General features: G+C 29.8%; 16 protein-coding genes. 15 read left to right on the top strand and 1 reads right to left on the bottom strand.

Features of this window, described 5'->3' with window-relative positions:
• Positions 1–73 precede the first annotated feature (73 nt).
• Positions 74–1498: a pyruvate kinase gene (pyk, locus tag AC2A4K_RS14270; protein WP_322503157.1), complete on the bottom strand. Its 1425-nt coding sequence runs from the start codon at positions 1496–1498 to the stop codon at positions 74–76.
• A 124-nt stretch (positions 1499–1622) separates the two neighbouring features.
• On the opposite strand from pyk, the gene AC2A4K_RS14265 reads away from it, so the two are divergent.
• The 15 genes from AC2A4K_RS14265 (at position 1623) to AC2A4K_RS14195 (ending at position 17201) form a co-directional block, all read left to right on the top strand.
• Entirely contained in the window at positions 1623–3074 is a 1452-nt protein-coding gene (locus tag AC2A4K_RS14265) for an aminoacyl-histidine dipeptidase (RefSeq protein WP_322503156.1), read from the top strand.
• 107 nt (positions 3075–3181) lie between these two features.
• Positions 3182–4000 carry a PHP domain-containing protein gene (locus tag AC2A4K_RS14260; protein ID WP_322503155.1) on the top strand — a complete coding sequence of 273 codons (819 nt, stop codon included), beginning with the start codon at positions 3182–3184 and terminating at the stop codon, positions 3998–4000.
• Positions 4001–4201: 201 nt separating this feature from the next.
• On the top strand, positions 4202–4996 hold the full coding sequence (locus AC2A4K_RS14255) for an SPOR domain-containing protein (RefSeq protein WP_322503154.1): 795 nt from the start codon (positions 4202–4204) through the stop codon (positions 4994–4996).
• 226 nt (positions 4997–5222) lie between these two features.
• The gene (locus AC2A4K_RS14250) at positions 5223–5801 is read left to right on the top strand and encodes a Maf-like protein (RefSeq protein WP_322503153.1); all 579 of its coding nucleotides are present in this window, start codon (positions 5223–5225) and stop codon (positions 5799–5801) included.
• Between the two features lie 46 nt (positions 5802–5847).
• Entirely contained in the window at positions 5848–6531 is a 684-nt protein-coding gene (gene radC, locus AC2A4K_RS14245) for a RadC family protein (RefSeq protein ID WP_322503152.1), read from the top strand.
• Positions 6532–6550: 19 nt separating this feature from the next.
• The gene (locus AC2A4K_RS14240; protein ID WP_322503151.1) at positions 6551–7579 is read left to right on the top strand and encodes a rod shape-determining protein; all 1029 of its coding nucleotides are present in this window, start codon (positions 6551–6553) and stop codon (positions 7577–7579) included.
• A 3-nt stretch (positions 7580–7582) separates the two neighbouring features.
• Positions 7583–8434, top strand: a complete 852-nt coding sequence (gene mreC, locus AC2A4K_RS14235; RefSeq protein ID WP_322503150.1) for a rod shape-determining protein MreC — start codon at positions 7583–7585, stop codon at positions 8432–8434.
• Between the two features lie 15 nt (positions 8435–8449).
• On the top strand, positions 8450–8947 hold the full coding sequence (mreD, locus tag AC2A4K_RS14230) for a rod shape-determining protein MreD (protein ID WP_322503149.1): 498 nt from the start codon (positions 8450–8452) through the stop codon (positions 8945–8947).
• Positions 8948–8955: 8 nt separating this feature from the next.
• Positions 8956–11952, top strand: coding sequence for a penicillin-binding transpeptidase domain-containing protein (locus AC2A4K_RS14225; protein WP_322503148.1), 2997 nt, complete (start codon positions 8956–8958; stop codon positions 11950–11952).
• 285 nt (positions 11953–12237) lie between these two features.
• Positions 12238–12873, top strand: coding sequence for a septum site-determining protein MinC (gene minC / locus AC2A4K_RS14220; protein WP_322503147.1), 636 nt, complete (start codon positions 12238–12240; stop codon positions 12871–12873).
• 27 nt (positions 12874–12900) lie between these two features.
• Complete coding sequence (minD, locus tag AC2A4K_RS14215) at positions 12901–13698, top strand: septum site-determining protein MinD (RefSeq protein ID WP_322503146.1); 798 nt, start codon at positions 12901–12903, stop codon at positions 13696–13698.
• 11 nt (positions 13699–13709) lie between these two features.
• On the top strand, positions 13710–13982 hold the full coding sequence (gene minE, locus AC2A4K_RS14210) for a cell division topological specificity factor MinE (RefSeq protein ID WP_322503145.1): 273 nt from the start codon (positions 13710–13712) through the stop codon (positions 13980–13982).
• Positions 13983–14130: 148 nt separating this feature from the next.
• The gene (rodA, locus tag AC2A4K_RS14205) at positions 14131–15255 is read left to right on the top strand and encodes a rod shape-determining protein RodA (protein ID WP_322503144.1); all 1125 of its coding nucleotides are present in this window, start codon (positions 14131–14133) and stop codon (positions 15253–15255) included.
• A 238-nt stretch (positions 15256–15493) separates the two neighbouring features.
• Positions 15494–16360 carry a M23 family metallopeptidase gene (locus tag AC2A4K_RS14200; RefSeq protein ID WP_322503143.1) on the top strand — a complete coding sequence of 289 codons (867 nt, stop codon included), beginning with the start codon at positions 15494–15496 and terminating at the stop codon, positions 16358–16360.
• A complete protein-coding gene (locus tag AC2A4K_RS14195; RefSeq protein WP_322503142.1) occupies positions 16347–17201 on the top strand; it encodes a site-2 protease family protein in 855 nt (284 codons plus the stop codon). The genes AC2A4K_RS14200 and AC2A4K_RS14195 overlap by 14 nt, the downstream gene beginning before the upstream one ends.
• Positions 17202–17268: the final 67 nt, after the last annotated feature.

Below are 17268 nucleotides of genomic sequence, written 5' to 3'. Positions count from 1 at the left end.
AAAGAAGTTCTAATTAAAAGCTTTATATATGAAAAGGGCTAGTATAAATTACTAGCTCTTTTCATATGTTTTATTAGATTTTTTCTATTTTTAGCATGTTTGTTCCGCCAGTTATTGATGTTGGGAATCCAGCGGCTACCATTATGTTATCTCCAGCCTCAGCTATTTGGAATTCTTTTGCTACTTTTCTAGCTTCCTCTATGATTTCATCTGTACTATTAAAATAAGCACATTTCTTAGAAATTATTCCGAAGTTTAAAGCAAGGCTTCTTCTAACTCTTTCATATGGAGTAATAGCCACTATTGGGCAGCTAGGTTTGTATTTTGATAATATCTTAGCTGTCGCACCAGTTTGAGTGGCTGCTACAATAGCTTTTGTAGGGAATTTACTAGCTGTTTTTGATGCAGAATAACTTATTGCATCTGCAAAAGCATTTGGATCTGGATTTGGATCCTTTAATCTTCTTAAAAGATATTGATAGTCTAAGTTAGCCTCAGCTTTTTTAGCTATTTTAGACATTGTCATTGCAGCCTCAATAGGGAAGCTACCAGAAGCACTTTCACCACTAAGCATTACGGCATCTGTACCATCAAATATGGCATTACACACATCGGAAGCTTCGGCTCTAGTTGGTCTTGGGTTTCTTATCATAGAGTCTAACATTTGAGTTGCTGTTATAACTACTTTACCTGCTTGATTACATTTCTTTATAATATTTTTTTGTATTACAGGTACATTTTCAATAGGAATTTCAACACCCATATCTCCTCTAGCTACCATTACACCATCAGTAACTTCTATAATTTTATCTATGTTATCTACGCCTTCTTGATTTTCTATTTTTGATATTATTTTTATGTCTTTTCCATCATGAGAATCTAATATTTCTCTAACTTCAAGTACATCCTCTGGTTTTCTTATGAAAGAAGCAGCAACAAAGTCAACTCCCATTTCACAACCAAAAATTAAATCAGATTTATCCTTTTCTGTTACAGCAGGAAGCTTAATTTTCACATTAGGTACATTAACACCTTTATGGTCTTTTATTGTACCGCCTTCAATAACTTCACATATTATATCAGTTCCACGGACTTGTTTTACTTTGAATTCTAAAAGTCCATCATCAACAAGTATTGATCCACCAGGTTGTATGTCTTCATATAGTTCTGTGTAAGAGATTGAACATTTAGTGTTATCACCTAATATTTCATCTCCACAAGAGAATATGAATTCATCACCGTCTTTAAGTTCAGCTTCACCATTTTTAAACTTATGAGTTCTTATTTTAGGACCTTTTATATCTAGTAAAATAGCTGTAGCTGATTTTTCCTCTTTTCTAAGTCTCTTAATAAGTTCAATTTTTTCTTTATGACTTTCATGGTCACCGTGAGAAAAATTTAATCTCGCAGCATTCATACCAATTCTAATAAATTGTCTTAGAATTTCTTCTGAATCACTTGCAGGACCAATTGTAAATATCATTTTTGTTTTTTGCATAAAAACCACCTCATTTTGTTTAAACTAAAATAGTTTAGTGATTGTTTTAAAAGTTTGATATAATAGAATAAATTATTAAATTAATTATATTTTACCACAATAAAATAGGAAAGGATGAGTAAAAATGAATATATTAAAAGGTTTAGAGCCACAAAGCGTTTTAAAATATTTTGAAGAGATATCACAAATTCCTAGAGGATCAGGAAATGAAAAAGGAATTAGTGATTTTTTAGTTAACTTCGGAAAGAGTTTAGGCCTTGAAACAATACAAGACGAGGCATTAAATATAATAATAAGAAAGCCTGCAACTCCAGGTTATGAAAATGCACCAGGTGTAATAATACAAGGTCATATGGATATGGTATGTGAAAAAAATAAAGATACTATACATGATTTTGAAAAAGATCCTATCGAACTTAGAATAGATGGTGATTATATATATGCAACTGGAACTACTTTAGGAGCTGATAATGGTATTGCAGTAGCTTATGGAATGGCTGTTTTAGCTTCAAATGATATAGCACATCCAGCTATAGAACTTTTAGTTACAACTGATGAAGAAGTTGGAATGGGTGGAGCAATAGCTTTAGATGGAACTCTATTAAAAGGTAAGTATCTTTTAAACATAGATTCAGAAGAAGAGGGAAAACTTTTAGTAAGCTGTGCAGGTGGAGCTAGAAGTGAAGTTACTTTACCAATAAACTTTGAAGAAATGGAAAAAGACTTTGAAATTTATGAAATTATGTTAAGAGGACTAAAAGGTGGTCACTCTGGAATGGAAATAGATAAGCAAAGAGGAAATTCTAATAAGTTAATGGGAAGAGTATTAAATGATATTAATACTAACTGTGATATTAGATTAATATCAATTAATGGTGGATCTAAAGTAAATGCTATTCCAAGAGAATGTGATACTTTATTAGCTGTTAAGAAAGATGACGTTAAGAAATTAGAAGAATTAATTCAAAAGTGGGATTCAATATTAAAAGATGAATACCATGCTAATGATAATGGTGTTAATGTAACTTTAGTTAAAAAAGATGAAAATCATAAAGTATTTTCTAAAGATACTACATTTAAAGCAATAAAAATAATGAACTTAATTCCTGATGGAGTTGATACTTATAGCATAGAAATGAAAGGATTAGTTCAAAGTTCAACAAACTTAGGTGTAGTTATTACAGAAGCTGATAAAATAGTTTTTGCTAGTTCAACAAGAAGCTCAGTTGAAACTTTAAAAACTAAGCTTCTTACAGAGATAGCTGATGTTGCAGATGTTTTAGGAGCACAATTTGAAATACAAGCACCATATCCAGCTTGGCAATATAATCCTGATTCAAAAATAAGAGAACTTTGTAGTGAAGTTTATAAGAATATGACAGGGGAAGAGCCTGAAATAGTAGCTATTCATGCTGGATTAGAGTGTGGATTATTAGGAGAAAAAATAGATGGATTAGATATGATTTCATTTGGTCCTAATATGTATGATGTACATACTCCAAATGAGCATGTTAGCATATCTTCAGTAAAAAATGTTTGGGATTTCCTAGTTGAAATATTAAAAGCTATAAAATAATAACAAATAATTTTAGGTTAAGTATTTAATATGCTTAACCTATTATTTTATTGAATTAGTTAGTAAATAATAAAAATAAACATAATAGACTTTAGGAGGAAATAGACATGGATTTAGTAAGAGCAGATTTACATATGCATACTAGAGCTTCTGATGGAACACTTATGTCAAAAGAATTATTGAAAGAAATAGTTGAAAAAGATATAAAATTATTTTCTGTAACAGATCATGATTCCATAGGAAGTCTAGATGAAATGCAGGAAATGACTAAGGAAATGGATGTTAAATTCATACCTGGGGTAGAGATTTCAAGTATAATAAATGGAGAGCAATTTCATATATTAGCTTATAATTTTGATAAGAATAATAAAGAATTAATGGATTTAATAGAAAATAATGATAGGTTACTTCAAAAGAAGGATGATGACTCCATAAAACAATTAATTGATGCAGGATATGATATAAATTTTGAGGATTATTTAGCTTATGAACATGATCCTTCAAAGGGAGGATGGAAAACCCTTAATTTCTTAATTGATAGAGGAATATGTAAAAACATAGATGAGTTTTTCAATAAAGTATTTGTGGGAGAAAGAGCTTTAAAATATCCAGATTTTCCTCATCCAAAAGAGGTTATAAAAACAATTAAAGAATCTGGAGGAATTGTTGTTTTGGCTCATCCTAAATATGGGAAATCACAATTTGAATTAGATGAGATGTTAGAATTATTTAAGGAATGGGGAGTTCAAGCAATAGAGTGTTACCATCCTCACCACGATGAAGAGACAATAAAATATTTAGTGGATTATTGTAAAAAAAATAATTTAATAATAACAGGTGGATCTGATTATCATGGAGGATTAATTTCTAAAAGAAGTTTAGGAACTCCAGAATTTTATACAAGAAGAGATTTACTTGATAAATAAATTTTTATATTAGCTTTATTAGAACTTAAGCTTTAAGAAAATCTAATTGCATTAGATTTATTAGAGTAGGTTTTAATAAAGCTTTTATTTGTTATTAAAATGTTAAATTTAGGAAAATGGCATTTAAAAGAAGGAATTTTACAAAATTTGTAAAATAAATATATTAAGTAAAGTTAAAATCAAAGAAAGGTTGGGGGAAGGGTGAAATACACTAGAATTGATGTAAAAAATAAAAAAAGGAGTAGTGGGAATAACAACAATAATAATAATGATGGAAAAAACTTCATACTGCTTTTTGTTGGAGTTATTGTTGTAGCTCTTGTAATATCAACTATAATGTCTAAATTTATATGGCCAGAGGGCAAAAAGACAGCAAGTAAGGAGCAAATAGAAACAACTACTACTGAAGGAGAAAAAAAACCGGGAGAAAATAATGGAAATCCAGGTGGAGAAGAAAAGCCAAAGGATAACAAAGTTGTTTCTGAGGGTACGGAAGGGCAAGAATATGTAATGGTTCAATGTGGATTCTATTCAAATAAAGAAAATGCTAATAGTGTAAAAGCAGATTTGAAAGAGGATTATATAGCGGTTTCTTTAAGTGAAGCAGAAAACTATAGGGTAATAGTTCATATTGGAAATGAGGAAGAGGCTACTAAACTTTCTAATGAATTAACAGAAAAAGGAGTAAGTAATACTAAGGGAAGATTTTTAATTCCAAAGGCTGATACATGTAGTAATGAAATTATAGAAATAGTTAATGGATATGTAAATATAATAAATAAATTAAAAGAGGATTCTGTTAAGGGAGTTAAAACAACTGAATTTAAAGAATGGGTTAATGGTTTAGAAGAAGATAGTAAATCTGAATATTTTCCAATATTTAAAGAGCTAAAGACAGGAATTAATGAAATTCCTGACGAAATAACTAAAGAAAATATAGAAGGAAGCTATCAAATAATCTTTGATACTTTAAATAAATTTAAAGTAAACAAATAATTGTAATTTATTTTTAATTTATAGCAATATATTTTTAAATTATAATAAAAATGAAAGAGCTTAATTCTCTTTCATTTTTTTCTTTATAATTTGCGCTACATGTATATTTATACTTGTTTATAAAAATAATAAATGATAAACTATATAGGATAAGAATACAAGGCCTTATTTTAGGAAAAAATGAGATTATTTAAAAGCTTTTTATATGACAAGGTAAGGTGAAAATATGAAAGTTATTTTAGCATCAAAATCTCCAAGAAGAGTTGAGATTCTTGAAAAATTAGTTAAAGAATTTAATGTTATTGAATCAAAGTTTGATGAAAATACTATAGACTTTAATGGGGATGTTGAAAAGTATGTTAAAGATTTGTCTAAAAATAAAGCTATAGAGGTTTCAGAAAGAGTAACGGAGCCATCTATAGTTATTGCTGCGGATACAGTTGTTTTCCAAGATGGAAAAGTTTTGGAAAAGCCTAGGAGTGAAGAGGATGCCTATAGTATGTTATCTTCATTAAGTGGTAATACTCATAAAGTATATTCAGGTATTTGCTTAATAAATACTGAAGATGATACTGTAATGACTGATTACGACTGTACGGAAGTAAGATTTTCAGAATTAACTCATAGACAAATAAGAAATTACATAAATTCTGGTGAGCCTATGGATAAAGCAGGAGCTTATGGAATTCAAGGCTTAGGTGGTGCTTTTGTAGAGGGGATAAAGGGATGTTATTACAATGTCATGGGATTGCCCTTGAATAAATTATATAAAGCATTAGAAAAATACGACATAACAATACTTTAGAATTACTTTCAATGGGCATGTTAATTTCTAAACAAGGAGTTGTAATATGTCTAAAAACTTAAAAATTAGTGAAATTCCGTCATGTGAAAGACCAAGAGAAAAATTGCTTTTTTATGGAGCACAATTTTTATCTAATGAGGAGCTTTTAGCTATAATACTTAGAACTGGAAATAAGGATTCAAATGTAGTTGAATTGTCTTATAGAATAATACATAGTGTTGGTGGATTAAAAGGGCTTTTTAAAGCTTCTGCTAAGGAGCTTATGGAAGTCAAAGGTGTCAAAGAAGCTAAGGCAACTCAAATCTTAGCTATGTGTGAGTTATATAGGAGATTTAAAGCTTCTGAATTTACACAAATTAAAATTTCAAAGCCTTCAGATATAGCTGAATTGGTTTTAGATGAATTAAGAATGCTACAGCAGGAAGTGTTGATGCTAATAACTCTTGATACTAAGAACAAAGTAATATCTAAAAAAGAGATATTTAGAGGTGGATTAAATTCATCTTTAGTACATCCAAGAGAGATATTTAAAGAAGCTGTGAAGGACAGTGCAGCATCTATAATTATATGTCATAATCATCCTTCAGGCGACCCAACACCGAGTAAAGATGATATAAACATAACAACAAGACTCAAAGAGTGTGGGAAAATGATGGGTATTGAGCTTTTAGATCATTTAATAATAGGAGATAACAGATTCATAAGTCTTAAAGAAAAAGACATATTGTGATTAGGAAAGGGGATTAAAAATGGGTTTATTTAATTTTGGAATGACAAAAGACATGGGTATAGATTTAGGAACTGCAAATACTCTAGTGTTCGTTAAAGGAAAGGGGATCGTTTTAAGAGAACCTTCAGTTGTTGCTATAAACAACTTAACAAAAAAATCATTAGCTGTTGGTACTGAAGCTAAGCAAATGATAGGTAGAACACCTGGAAATATAGTTGCTATAAGACCATTAAAAGACGGAGTTATCGCAGATTTCGACGTTACTCAAACAATGCTTAAAAGATTTATCGAAAAGATAACTAATAAGAGTGCATTCACAAGCCCAAGAATAATAGTATGCTTCCCTTCAGGTGTAACTGAGGTTGAAAGAAGAGCAATCGAAGAAGCTACTAAACAAGCAGGAGCAAGAGACGTAATATTAATGGAAGAGCCAATGGCGGCTGCAATAGGAGCAGGACTTCCAGTTGATGAGCCTACAGGAAGCATGATAGTTGATATCGGTGGAGGTACTACTGAGGTTGCTATTATATCATTAGGTGGAATAGTTACTAGCAAATCATTAAGAGTTGCTGGAGATGAATTAGATCAATCAATCATAAACTACATTAAGAGAGAATTTAACTTAATGATTGGTGAAAGAACAGCTGAGCAAATAAAAATGGAAATAGGATCAGCTTATAAAGTTGATGAAAATGAAGAAGAAGCAACAATGGATATAAAAGGAAGAGATTTAATATCAGGACTTCCTAAAGTTGTTGTTGTTGATGCAGGTCAAATAAGAAACGCTTTAAAAGAGCCAGTTTCATCAATAATAGAATCAATCAAGACTACTTTAGAAAAAACACCACCAGAATTAGCAGCTGATATCATGGATAAAGGAATAATGCTTGCTGGAGGCGGAGCTTTCTTAAAAGGACTAGACGCACTTATATTAAAAGAAACAGGAATGCCTGTTCATATAGCAGAATCACCTCTTGACTGTGTTGCCTTAGGTACAGGAAAAGCTTTAGATAAGTTTGATTTAATAGTTAAACAACAAAGAGGATAGAATATGAAATTCTTCAAGAATAAACTGGCAGTAACTGTTATAGTACTGTCAGTTGCCTTTTTAGGAATAATTGTGTTTACTGTTAAGAGTGATTCTAAAAACCCAATTTCAGGTGGAGTTGGTACTGTTTTAAACCCTGTGCAGAAAGTGGTTTACACTATAAGCGATAAAGTTCATGATGTCTTTGATTTCTTTTATAACTTTTCTAATGTTAAGAATGAAAATAATGATTTAAAAAAGAAAAATTTAGAATTAGAGAATCAATTAGTTGAATATAACGAGTTAAAGCGTCAAAATGATGTTTTAAGAGGAATAGTTGATTTTTCTAAAGAAAATAACCAATATAAATATGTTGGGACAAACATAATAGGAAAAAGTGGAGATAGTTTTGTTCAAGGATATACAATTGATAAAGGTTCAGATCAAGGTATTAAGAAAGACTACATAGTAATATCTCCAGAAGGGCTAGTTGGAGTTGTTACGGAAGTTCACTCAAGCTGGTCAAAAATACAAACATTATTAAATGAAAATGTGGCTGTTGCATCTACAGTAGAAGGGGAATCTAACTCTGGCGATGGAATAGTTAAAGGATATAGAAGCGGAAATGAAATGCAAGTTGAAATAACTAACTTACCTATGAATTCCACAATAAAAGAAGGAGATGTAGTTGTTACATCAGGTCTTGGAGGATATTATCCAAAGGGAATAAAAATAGGCCAGGTAACATCAGTACAATCAGACGATGTTAAAGTTATGAAAACTGCGACACTAAAAACATATGTTGATTTTAATAATTTACAAGAATTATTTGTAGTTGTACCACCAGCAGAAAGAGATGGTATAGTTCAGTACTAGAAAAGAGGGAATAAATTGAAGAGATTAATACTAATATTAATATGTCTTTTATTATTTATAATAGATAATACCCTAATGCCCTTTTTTGCAATAAAAGGTGTTTATCCTAGTTTATTGTTCACCTTTGCTGTTCTATATGCTCTTCTGAGTGGTTATTGGGAAGCATTGTTTATAGGAGTATTATCTGGTTTTCTTCAAGATATTTATTTTGTAAATGTCTTTGGAGTAAATATGTTGGTAAATATGTTAGTATGTTTAATAGCAGCTTATATTGGTGAAAGTGTATTTAAACATAAGAAGATGATTCCAATATTGTCAGTAGGTCTACTTACCATAATAAAGTTTTTTGCGGTAGCTCTTATATTAAGATTTATAAATATAAGAATAAACTTATTAAGCTTTTGGATTATGGCACTTTACAACGTAGTTATAGGATTCTTTATGTATAATTGGATTTATAGGTTATGCAATAGAGAGCTTATGAAGAGAGATTGGAAAATAAGTAAAAAATAGGTGGTTGCATGAGAAGTACGAAGAGTGGAAGAGCGTCCATAGATAGATATAAAATTCTCATAGGAATAATGATAATAGTATTTGTGTCTATAGTAGTAAGGTTAGTTTATCTTCAAGTATTCAATTATGATGAATACAAGCAGAGAGCTGATACTAGATCTATGAGATTTCTATCAGAGCAGGCTCCAAGAGGTAAAATTTATGATTCAAACGGGGACATTTTAGCTACCAATAGACAGACATATACATTAACTTTTACTGAAACAGATGAGTCAAAGAAGAATTTCTACACTACAATAGATAAAGTTTATGCTATTTTAAAGCAGAATAATCAAGCTATACTTGATAACTTCAAGCTTAGAATTGATGAAAATGGAAAACTTTATTTTGATGTTTCAGGAGATGCAGAAAAATTAAGATTTTTAAAAGATAGAGGGCTTGGTGATGAGGTTAAAAATACTCTTTACAAAAATAAAGAGGGAGATTTAACAGCAGAAGAAGAAGATAAAATAGACCAAGAACTTCTAAAGATTACTCCAGAACAAGCTTTTGACTATTTAGTTAAGGAGTACACATTATATGATGTATTAAATCCAAGTGAAGAAGAAGCAAAAGCGTATACAAAAATGAAACCAGAAGAAATAACTGATATTATTTTAAAGAAATATTCTCTACAAGATATAAGAGGATATATGGTTGTTAAAGATGCTATAAAAATGCAAAGTTTCTCTGGATATAAACCAGTTACAATAGCTAAGGATATAAATAAGGATACAGCATTTATATTCTATCAAAGACTTAATGATTTACCAGGTATAGATGTAAGCATTGAACCTATGAGATACTATCCATATAATGAATTGGGGTCTGATGTTTTAGGGTATGTTTCTTCAATAAATGGAGATCAAAAGGCAAAATATGAAGCTAGAGGGTATGATGCTTCTACTGATTTAATAGGAAAGGCTGGTATAGAAGCAGCCTTTGAAAATGAATTAAAAGGGGTTAAGGGTGGTACTACAGTTAAAGTAAACTCATCTGGTAGAAAAACTGATGAACTGTATGACTTAGAATCTTACCCAGGAAATAATGTTCATTTAAGTATAGATAAAGATATCCAATACTCAGCAGAGACTATGATGAAGTATACTTTAAATTATCTTCAACATCAATCTCCAGGCGGTGGTGTAGATACTAGAAATGCAACTAGAGGAGCAGCTGTAGCTATAGAAGTAGATACAGGAAGAGTTTTAGCTTTAGTAAGTGAACCAGGATTTAATCCAAATGAGTTTGCTAAGGGAGAACTTGATCCAGCAGTTGCTAAGGAGTATTTCCAACCAGATTATGAGGCATTTGCACAACAATTAATATCTAGAAATGGCTTGAATAAAACTGTTGATGATCTATTTCCTAAGAATCCTAAAACAGGAGTAAGGGAAGACGTATATGACTTGTATCCAAAGAGATTCTATAACTATGCTACTTTAGGTATGGTAGCTCCAGGATCCACATTTAAACCAGTAACAAGTGTTGCAATGCTGGAAGATGGAGTAAGAAAACCAACTGATACTATGGTTGTAAGTGAAGAACAATTTGGAAGAAGTTATCCTGAGATTTTTGGTACTAACTCTGCTAACTGGCCAAGAGATAAGAACTATATTGGGACAGTTGATTTATATACTGCTTTAATGAAATCATCAAACTCCTATTATTTTGATGGTGCTGTAAGGCTTTATTATAAAAATGGAGGAGATCCATATGGTGATGGAAGATATAAGAAGAGTAGTATAGAGGCCTTAGATTCTATTGCGAAATATGCATGGCAATTTGGATTAGGAATTGATCCTAATTCAGATCAAAAGGCTTCAACAGGACTTGAAATATCTGAAAACTTTGGGCAAGTTTATAACTTTGAATCCTATAAAAAACAAACAATATCACTTATGAGATTTACTTTAGTTGATTCTCTTGAAAAGGGAACATTTGTAAATACATCTTCTCCTGAGTTCCCAACGGTGAATATTGGTGTTAATGATAGAGATTCTAAGGAATTAGCAACAGCTAAAGAATCTATAAAGAAGGATATAGAAGATACACTTAATAAAATAGGTGATGGAAATACTGTTGATGATAAAGTATTAACAGAAACATTAACAAAGGACTTTAAAAATCTTTATAGTGTTTATCCAGAATATCAAGAGAGCGTTAAGAACTTTGGTGGAATAAAAGCTAAGGATGAAGATGAAAAAGTTGATAAAGCAATAAACTTAACTGTTCAAAAAACAGTTGCTTGGGTTATTGGAGATATTGCTTACCAAATAGTTTCACCAAGAAACCTTACTGACTCTGCTATAGGACAGAGTATAAGTAACTTTACTCCAGTACAACTTGCAAGCTATGTTGCAACCCTAGCAAATGGGGGAACAAGGTATAAAACTCATTTAGTTGATAAAATAACAGATGCTCAAGGTAATATAGTAGAAGAGTTTAAACCAGAAGTTTTAAATAAAGTTGATATGTCACAATCAACGTTAGATGCTATTAAAGAAGGTATGAAAAGAGTTGAACAGACTGGTACAGCGTCTCAGATAATGGGAAGTTTTCCGATATCTACTGCTGGTAAAACTGGTACAGCAACCTTTAGAAATGACCAATCAGATTATGGAAGAACAGACTACGGAGTTTATATTTCTTTTGCTCCTTTAGATAATCCTAAGATAGCTGTAGCAACAGTAATTTATGATGGTGGTCATGGATATTTTGGAGCATCAGTAGCCAGAGCTATTTATGAAACTTACTATAGAGAACAATTAAAGGGGATGGGATATCAACCACGTACTATAGATGGTGTTCCATATGATTATTCATTAAATCCACCTTTAGAGAGTATAAAGGATGGAAATATAAATAGTAAGGTTGAAAATGCAGAATTAGATTCAACAGGAAAGCCTGTTGAAAATACGCAAAATAATAATTCTGAGAATAAACAACAAAATAATGCTCAATAATGAAATATAAAAAGTTAAATTATAATTAATTAATTTGAAGCCTACAGAAATAATTTCTGTAGGCCTTTTTATATTAATTTTTTTATAGATAAGGCTAATAATTAAAGATACTGGCATTAAGTTTTGAAAATATGGTTGTTTTTTTCAAAATTTTACTACATTATTTCATAAAGTCCTTTTATAAATTAAAAATAATTTATATAATATAAAGTGAGAATTAAATTAATGTATATAGTTTACCTTAAGAATAAAAGGGGTTGGATACTTGGAGGATAGTAATCTACTATGCGCGATGATAGAATTTTTATAAAAGGAAACAAACAAGGAATAAATGCCATAATCAATATGGATAAATTTGGGGATTTCGATGAAATGCTTGATTCTTTAGTTGAAAAGTTAAGTAGAGGGAAGAAATTCTATAAAGGTGCTACTTTAACCATAACTACTGATTTAAATTATATAAATGAGAGACAGATATCAAAGTTAAAAGATGTACTTTTTGATGAAATTCTTATAAAGGATTGTATATTTGAAGAACGATTAGAAAAGCAAAGCAATGTTTTTTCAGGGGTTTATGAAGGAAGAACGAAGTTTATAAGAAAAACTGTTAGAAGTGGTCAATGTTTAAATTATGCAGGCAACTTAATAATAATTGGTGATGTTAATAATGGTGGCGAAGTTAGAGCACATGGAAATGTAATTGTCTTAGGCGATTTAAAGGGAAAAGTTTTTGCAGGGGATAATGGAAATGAAAATGCTATTATTGCTGCATATTCTTTAGAACCAGAGCTTATTTCTATATCAGGCAAAATAACAATATCACCAGATGATTTTGAAAGAACTGGATATCCAGAGGTTGCTAGATTAAATGAAAATAATATAATTGTAGAGCCGTATTTACCGGATAAATATTCTTATTAAGATTACATATTTAATGGAGGGAAAGTAATGGGAGTATCGATAGTAATAACATCAGGAAAAGGTGGAGTTGGAAAAACAACTACTACAGCCAACATTGGGACAGCATTAGCAGCACAAGGAAAGAAAGTAGTTGTTGTTGATGGAGATACAGGTTTAAGAAACTTAGATGTGCTAATGGGATTAGAAAATAGAATTGTTTATACAATAGTTGATGTAATTGAAAATAGATGTAGAACTAAACAAGCATTAATAAGAGATAAAAGATTTAATAATTTATTCTTATTACCAACAGCTCAAACTAAGGACAAAAATGATATAAGCCCTGAGCAAATGTTAAGATTAGTGAATGAATTAAAAGAAGAGTTTGATTATGTAATTTTAGACTGCCCAGCAGGTATAGAACAAGGATTTGAAAATGCTATAGTTGGAGCAGATAGAGCTATCGTAGTCGTTAATCCAGAAATAACTTCTGTAAGAGATGCAGATAGAGTTATTGGAAAGCTTGATGCTAAGGGATTAGAAAACCATGAGGTTATAGTAAATAGATTAAATTATGAAATGACTAAAAAAGGTGATATGTTAGACATATCAGATATTATAGAAACTCTTTCAGTAAAACTTTTAGGAGTTGTACCAGATGATAGAAATATAACAGTTTCTACTAATAAGGGTGAACCAATAGTTTTAGATGAAAAAGCTAGTGCTGGACAAGCATTTAGAAACATAGGAAGAAGAATAACAGGAGAAGATGTTCCAATAATGGATTTAAATACAGAACATCAAGGTATATTTAGTTCAATATTAAAATTATTTAGAAGAGGGTAGGTGAGAAAAAAATGAGTTTTTTAAATGTTTTTTCTAGCAAACCTACACCAAAACAAGTTGCTAAAGATAGATTGAAAGTTATTCTAATCCATGATAGGGGAGAATTATCTGATGAAGTTTTAGATAAAATAAGATTAGAGATATTAGATGTTCTTTCTAAGTACGTTGAGATTGAAAATGAAGATGTTGACATAACTGTTACAAAGTCAAATGCAATAGAAGGGGAATCTCCATCTTTAGTAGCCAATATTCCTATAAAGAATATAAAAGGAAAAGCTAGATAAGGTAAAAAATATAAGCTATTTCAAGTTTATTGAGATAGCTTTTTATTAATCTTTTAAAAAGTTCAGAATTTTGTAATTCAAAATAGGTAAAAATAAAGTATTATATAAATAGTCATGTTAAATAAATAAAGTTTGTGGAGGTACTATAATGCTTAGTAGACTAAAACTAGATAGTAAACTAAGAAGAGAAATTGATTATAAGCTTTTAGTATCTATGATAGTAATAATACTCTTTGGAATATTAAACATATATTTAGGAACAAGATCTCAATGGGGAGTATTTTTTGCTAAGAAACAGTTCATATGGTTTATAATATCAATGTGTGTTTTGTACATATTACTTTTGTGGGATTATAACATAATCTACAATTACGTTGAAATATTTTATTGGGGTTCCATAGTATTACTTATAATAACTAGATTTGCAGGTAGTGTAATAAATGGTGCTAGAGGATGGATTGTATTAGGACCAGTAAGTATTCAACCCTCGGAAATAGCCAAAATAGCTATGATACTTATGCTGGCCAAAAAGATGGAAGAAATTGATTTGAGAATAAATGACTTGAGGAATTTTCTTAAAGTTGCAATGTATGCAATAATACCAATGATATTTATAGTTGTACAACCTGATATGGGTATGACTATGGTTTCATTTTTCATAGCACTTGGTATATTCTTTGCTGCTGGATTAGATATGAAAGTAATCGGTGCTGGTCTTTTATCAATAGTAGTTGCAATAGCCTTAGTTTGGAACTCAGGTCTTATAAAGGATTACCAAAAAAACAGACTTGTTGGTTTTTTAAATCCTGATGGGGATGAGTTAGGTATAAATCTTCAATTAACTCAATCTAAAATAGGTATTGGATCAGGTGGTTTTTTTGGAACAGGATTAGACTTAAATAGTGAAAGTGGCGGATATTCTTCAGAATTCGTTCCAGAAAGACAAACAGACTTTATATTCGCTGTAATAGGAGAGCACTGGGGTACTTTAGGAGGTATATTCCTTTTAACATTGTATGCCATAATGATATATAGAATAATAATGACAGCGAAGACCGCCAAGGATATATTTGGTTCTATAATATGTGTAGGATTCGCCTCCTATTTCATATTTGCTATATTACAAAATATTGGTATGACAATTGGTATAATGCCTATAACAGGAATAACCTTGCCATTAGTAAGTTACGGAGGCAGTTCTCTATTGACAACTGTAATGACTGTTGGGTTAGTTTTAAATATATCAATGAGAAGGAAAAAGTTAAAATTCTAAATAAAATCAATAAAAGCATGGAATTTATTTTAAATTTCTATGCTTTTATTTTTTTGTCTGTTCTTTTGAATATTTTAATTAAAGGCTCTGTTTTAGGTGGATGTTTAAAATAGAGCCCTAATTAAAATTAATGAAAATATTCTTTAAATCATTTTTCAGTTTATATTAAATAGTTCTATAAAATACATATAAAAAATATATATTAAGTATCATTAAAGATTAAAGAAAGGAGAAGAAAATGGGGAATTATAACAGAGAATATGAGAAGTATTATAGAAAAATAAATAAAGTTGACAAAACTTCTCCTACTTATGAAATGAAATTAAATAATGAGAGAAATTACAGAAGAAAAAATAAAGAAAGCTTAGGAAAATATGTAGTTAAAGATATTTTATTTTCATCAATTTTTAGCTGTTTTATTTTTTTTAGCTTTTTTATAATAAATCAAGTAGAAAATGAATCTTTAAATGGCTTATGCAATAAATTTAAAGAAGTTATATCAACTGATGGATATTATAAAGAACTGGCACTAAATGAAAGCAAAATAGTCTCTGCTATTAGCAAAAGTATTGGTGATAATGGAAATTTAAAGAAAGTAAACGTGGAAAGTGAAGTAAATAATCTTCAAGAAGAAAAAAATAAAGACTCTAACAAAGAAGATAATAAAGATATAATTGGATTCAATAATTTTGAAGTAGTTGAAAAAAATTCTATGGATTTTTTAAGAGAGAGTAAGGTTATTCCTTTTAAGGGAAGTGTTAAGAAATTAGAAAGTTCTGATTTAGAAGGAGAAAAACTATATTTAAATGGTGAAAAAGGAGAAGTAAAAAGTTTATTAAAAGGAACTATAAGTAAAGTTGAGAAAGTGGAAGAAACATATAGCGTTAGGGTGAAGCATGGAGATGATTTAGAAATTTTATATCATAATCTTGATGATGTAATAAAAAAAGAAGGGGATAGTATAGAGGGGGATGAAGTGATAGGAAGTTCTTCTGAAAATAAAAAGGCAGAAGGATTAATACTTCAGGTATTATTAGAAAGTAAGTATGTTAGTCCAGAGAAAAACTTAGGTTTTCTAGGAGTTGAAAGCAGTGACAATAAATAAAAAAATTGTGGCTCAACTAATAATATTTTTTACTTTAGGATTTATATTTGATTTATCCCTAGCCTTTTTTTGGATTATAATACATGAGTTAACTCATTATTTCGTTATGTTAAAACTAAATATAGAATCTGAAAAATTTAAGCTTCATGTTTTAGGTGCTAGATTAGAAATTAAAGACTTTGAGGATTTAAGCTCTAGAGAAAAATTAATAATATGCTCAGCTGGGCCAATTTTAAATTGTGTTGCAGCTATTGTTTTCTTTTGTATTTATAAGGTATTTTTTAAAAGTGAATATATTTATTCTTCTTATGAAATAAATCTAGTTCTATTTATTTTTAATTTGCTACCGACGTACCCTTTAGATGGGGGGAAAATATTAGGTGCGATTTTAGAAGAAAAAATGATATTTAAAGACGTTAATGATGTATTGATTAAGATAAGCTATTCATTCGGAATAGCCTTTATTTCACTTTCTATATTAGGAATTTTGATTTTAGGCAAATTTAATATAACAAGTATATTAGCAGGAATATTTATAATATATTTAAGTTATAATGAAAGAAGAAAGGTAATGTATATAATTATGAGTGATATAACGAAAAAGAAAGAACGATTAATTAATAAAAAATACATAGACAGTCGAATCACTTCAGTATATTGTGAACAAGATATGGTTAATCTTCTTAGAATTATTGACAAAAATAGATTTAATATATTTTACGTTTTAGATGAAGAGATGAATATACTTTATATTTTAAAAGAGAATGAAATAATAGAGATATTAAAGTCAATTGGGAATATGAATTTAAGAGAATATTACACTAAGTATAGAAAAGAATAAATATATTGGTTATAATTATTCTTTGTGATAGAATATAAGTTGTTAATATTAGAGAAGTATAGTAGGT

It is taken from the genome of Clostridium sp. LIBA-8841 (genome assembly GCF_057782475.1).
The sequence above is the reverse complement of the archived record's forward strand: the minus strand, read 5'-3'. Positions and strand labels throughout refer to the sequence as shown.

Bases quoted from the DNA above. Each gene is read 5' to 3' on its own strand.
- pyk (WP_322503157.1), bottom strand. From the start codon at position 1,498: ATGCAAAAAACAAAAATGATATTTACAATTGGTCCTGCAAGTGATTCA.
- AC2A4K_RS14265 (WP_322503156.1), top strand. From the start codon at position 1,623: ATGAATATATTAAAAGGTTTAGAGCCACAAAGCGTTTTAAAATATTTT.
- AC2A4K_RS14260 (WP_322503155.1), top strand. From the start codon at position 3,182: ATGGATTTAGTAAGAGCAGATTTACATATGCATACTAGAGCTTCTGAT.
- AC2A4K_RS14250 (WP_322503153.1), top strand. From the start codon at position 5,223: ATGAAAGTTATTTTAGCATCAAAATCTCCAAGAAGAGTTGAGATTCTT.
- radC (WP_322503152.1), top strand. From the start codon at position 5,848: ATGTCTAAAAACTTAAAAATTAGTGAAATTCCGTCATGTGAAAGACCA.
- AC2A4K_RS14240 (WP_322503151.1), top strand. From the start codon at position 6,551: ATGGGTTTATTTAATTTTGGAATGACAAAAGACATGGGTATAGATTTA.
- mreC (WP_322503150.1), top strand. From the start codon at position 7,583: ATGAAATTCTTCAAGAATAAACTGGCAGTAACTGTTATAGTACTGTCA.
- AC2A4K_RS14225 (WP_322503148.1), top strand. From the start codon at position 8,956: ATGAGAAGTACGAAGAGTGGAAGAGCGTCCATAGATAGATATAAAATT.
- minC (WP_322503147.1), top strand. From the start codon at position 12,238: ATGCGCGATGATAGAATTTTTATAAAAGGAAACAAACAAGGAATAAAT.
- minD (WP_322503146.1), top strand. From the start codon at position 12,901: ATGGGAGTATCGATAGTAATAACATCAGGAAAAGGTGGAGTTGGAAAA.
- minE (WP_322503145.1), top strand. From the start codon at position 13,710: ATGAGTTTTTTAAATGTTTTTTCTAGCAAACCTACACCAAAACAAGTT.
- rodA (WP_322503144.1), top strand. From the start codon at position 14,131: ATGCTTAGTAGACTAAAACTAGATAGTAAACTAAGAAGAGAAATTGAT.
- AC2A4K_RS14200 (WP_322503143.1), top strand. From the start codon at position 15,494: ATGGGGAATTATAACAGAGAATATGAGAAGTATTATAGAAAAATAAAT.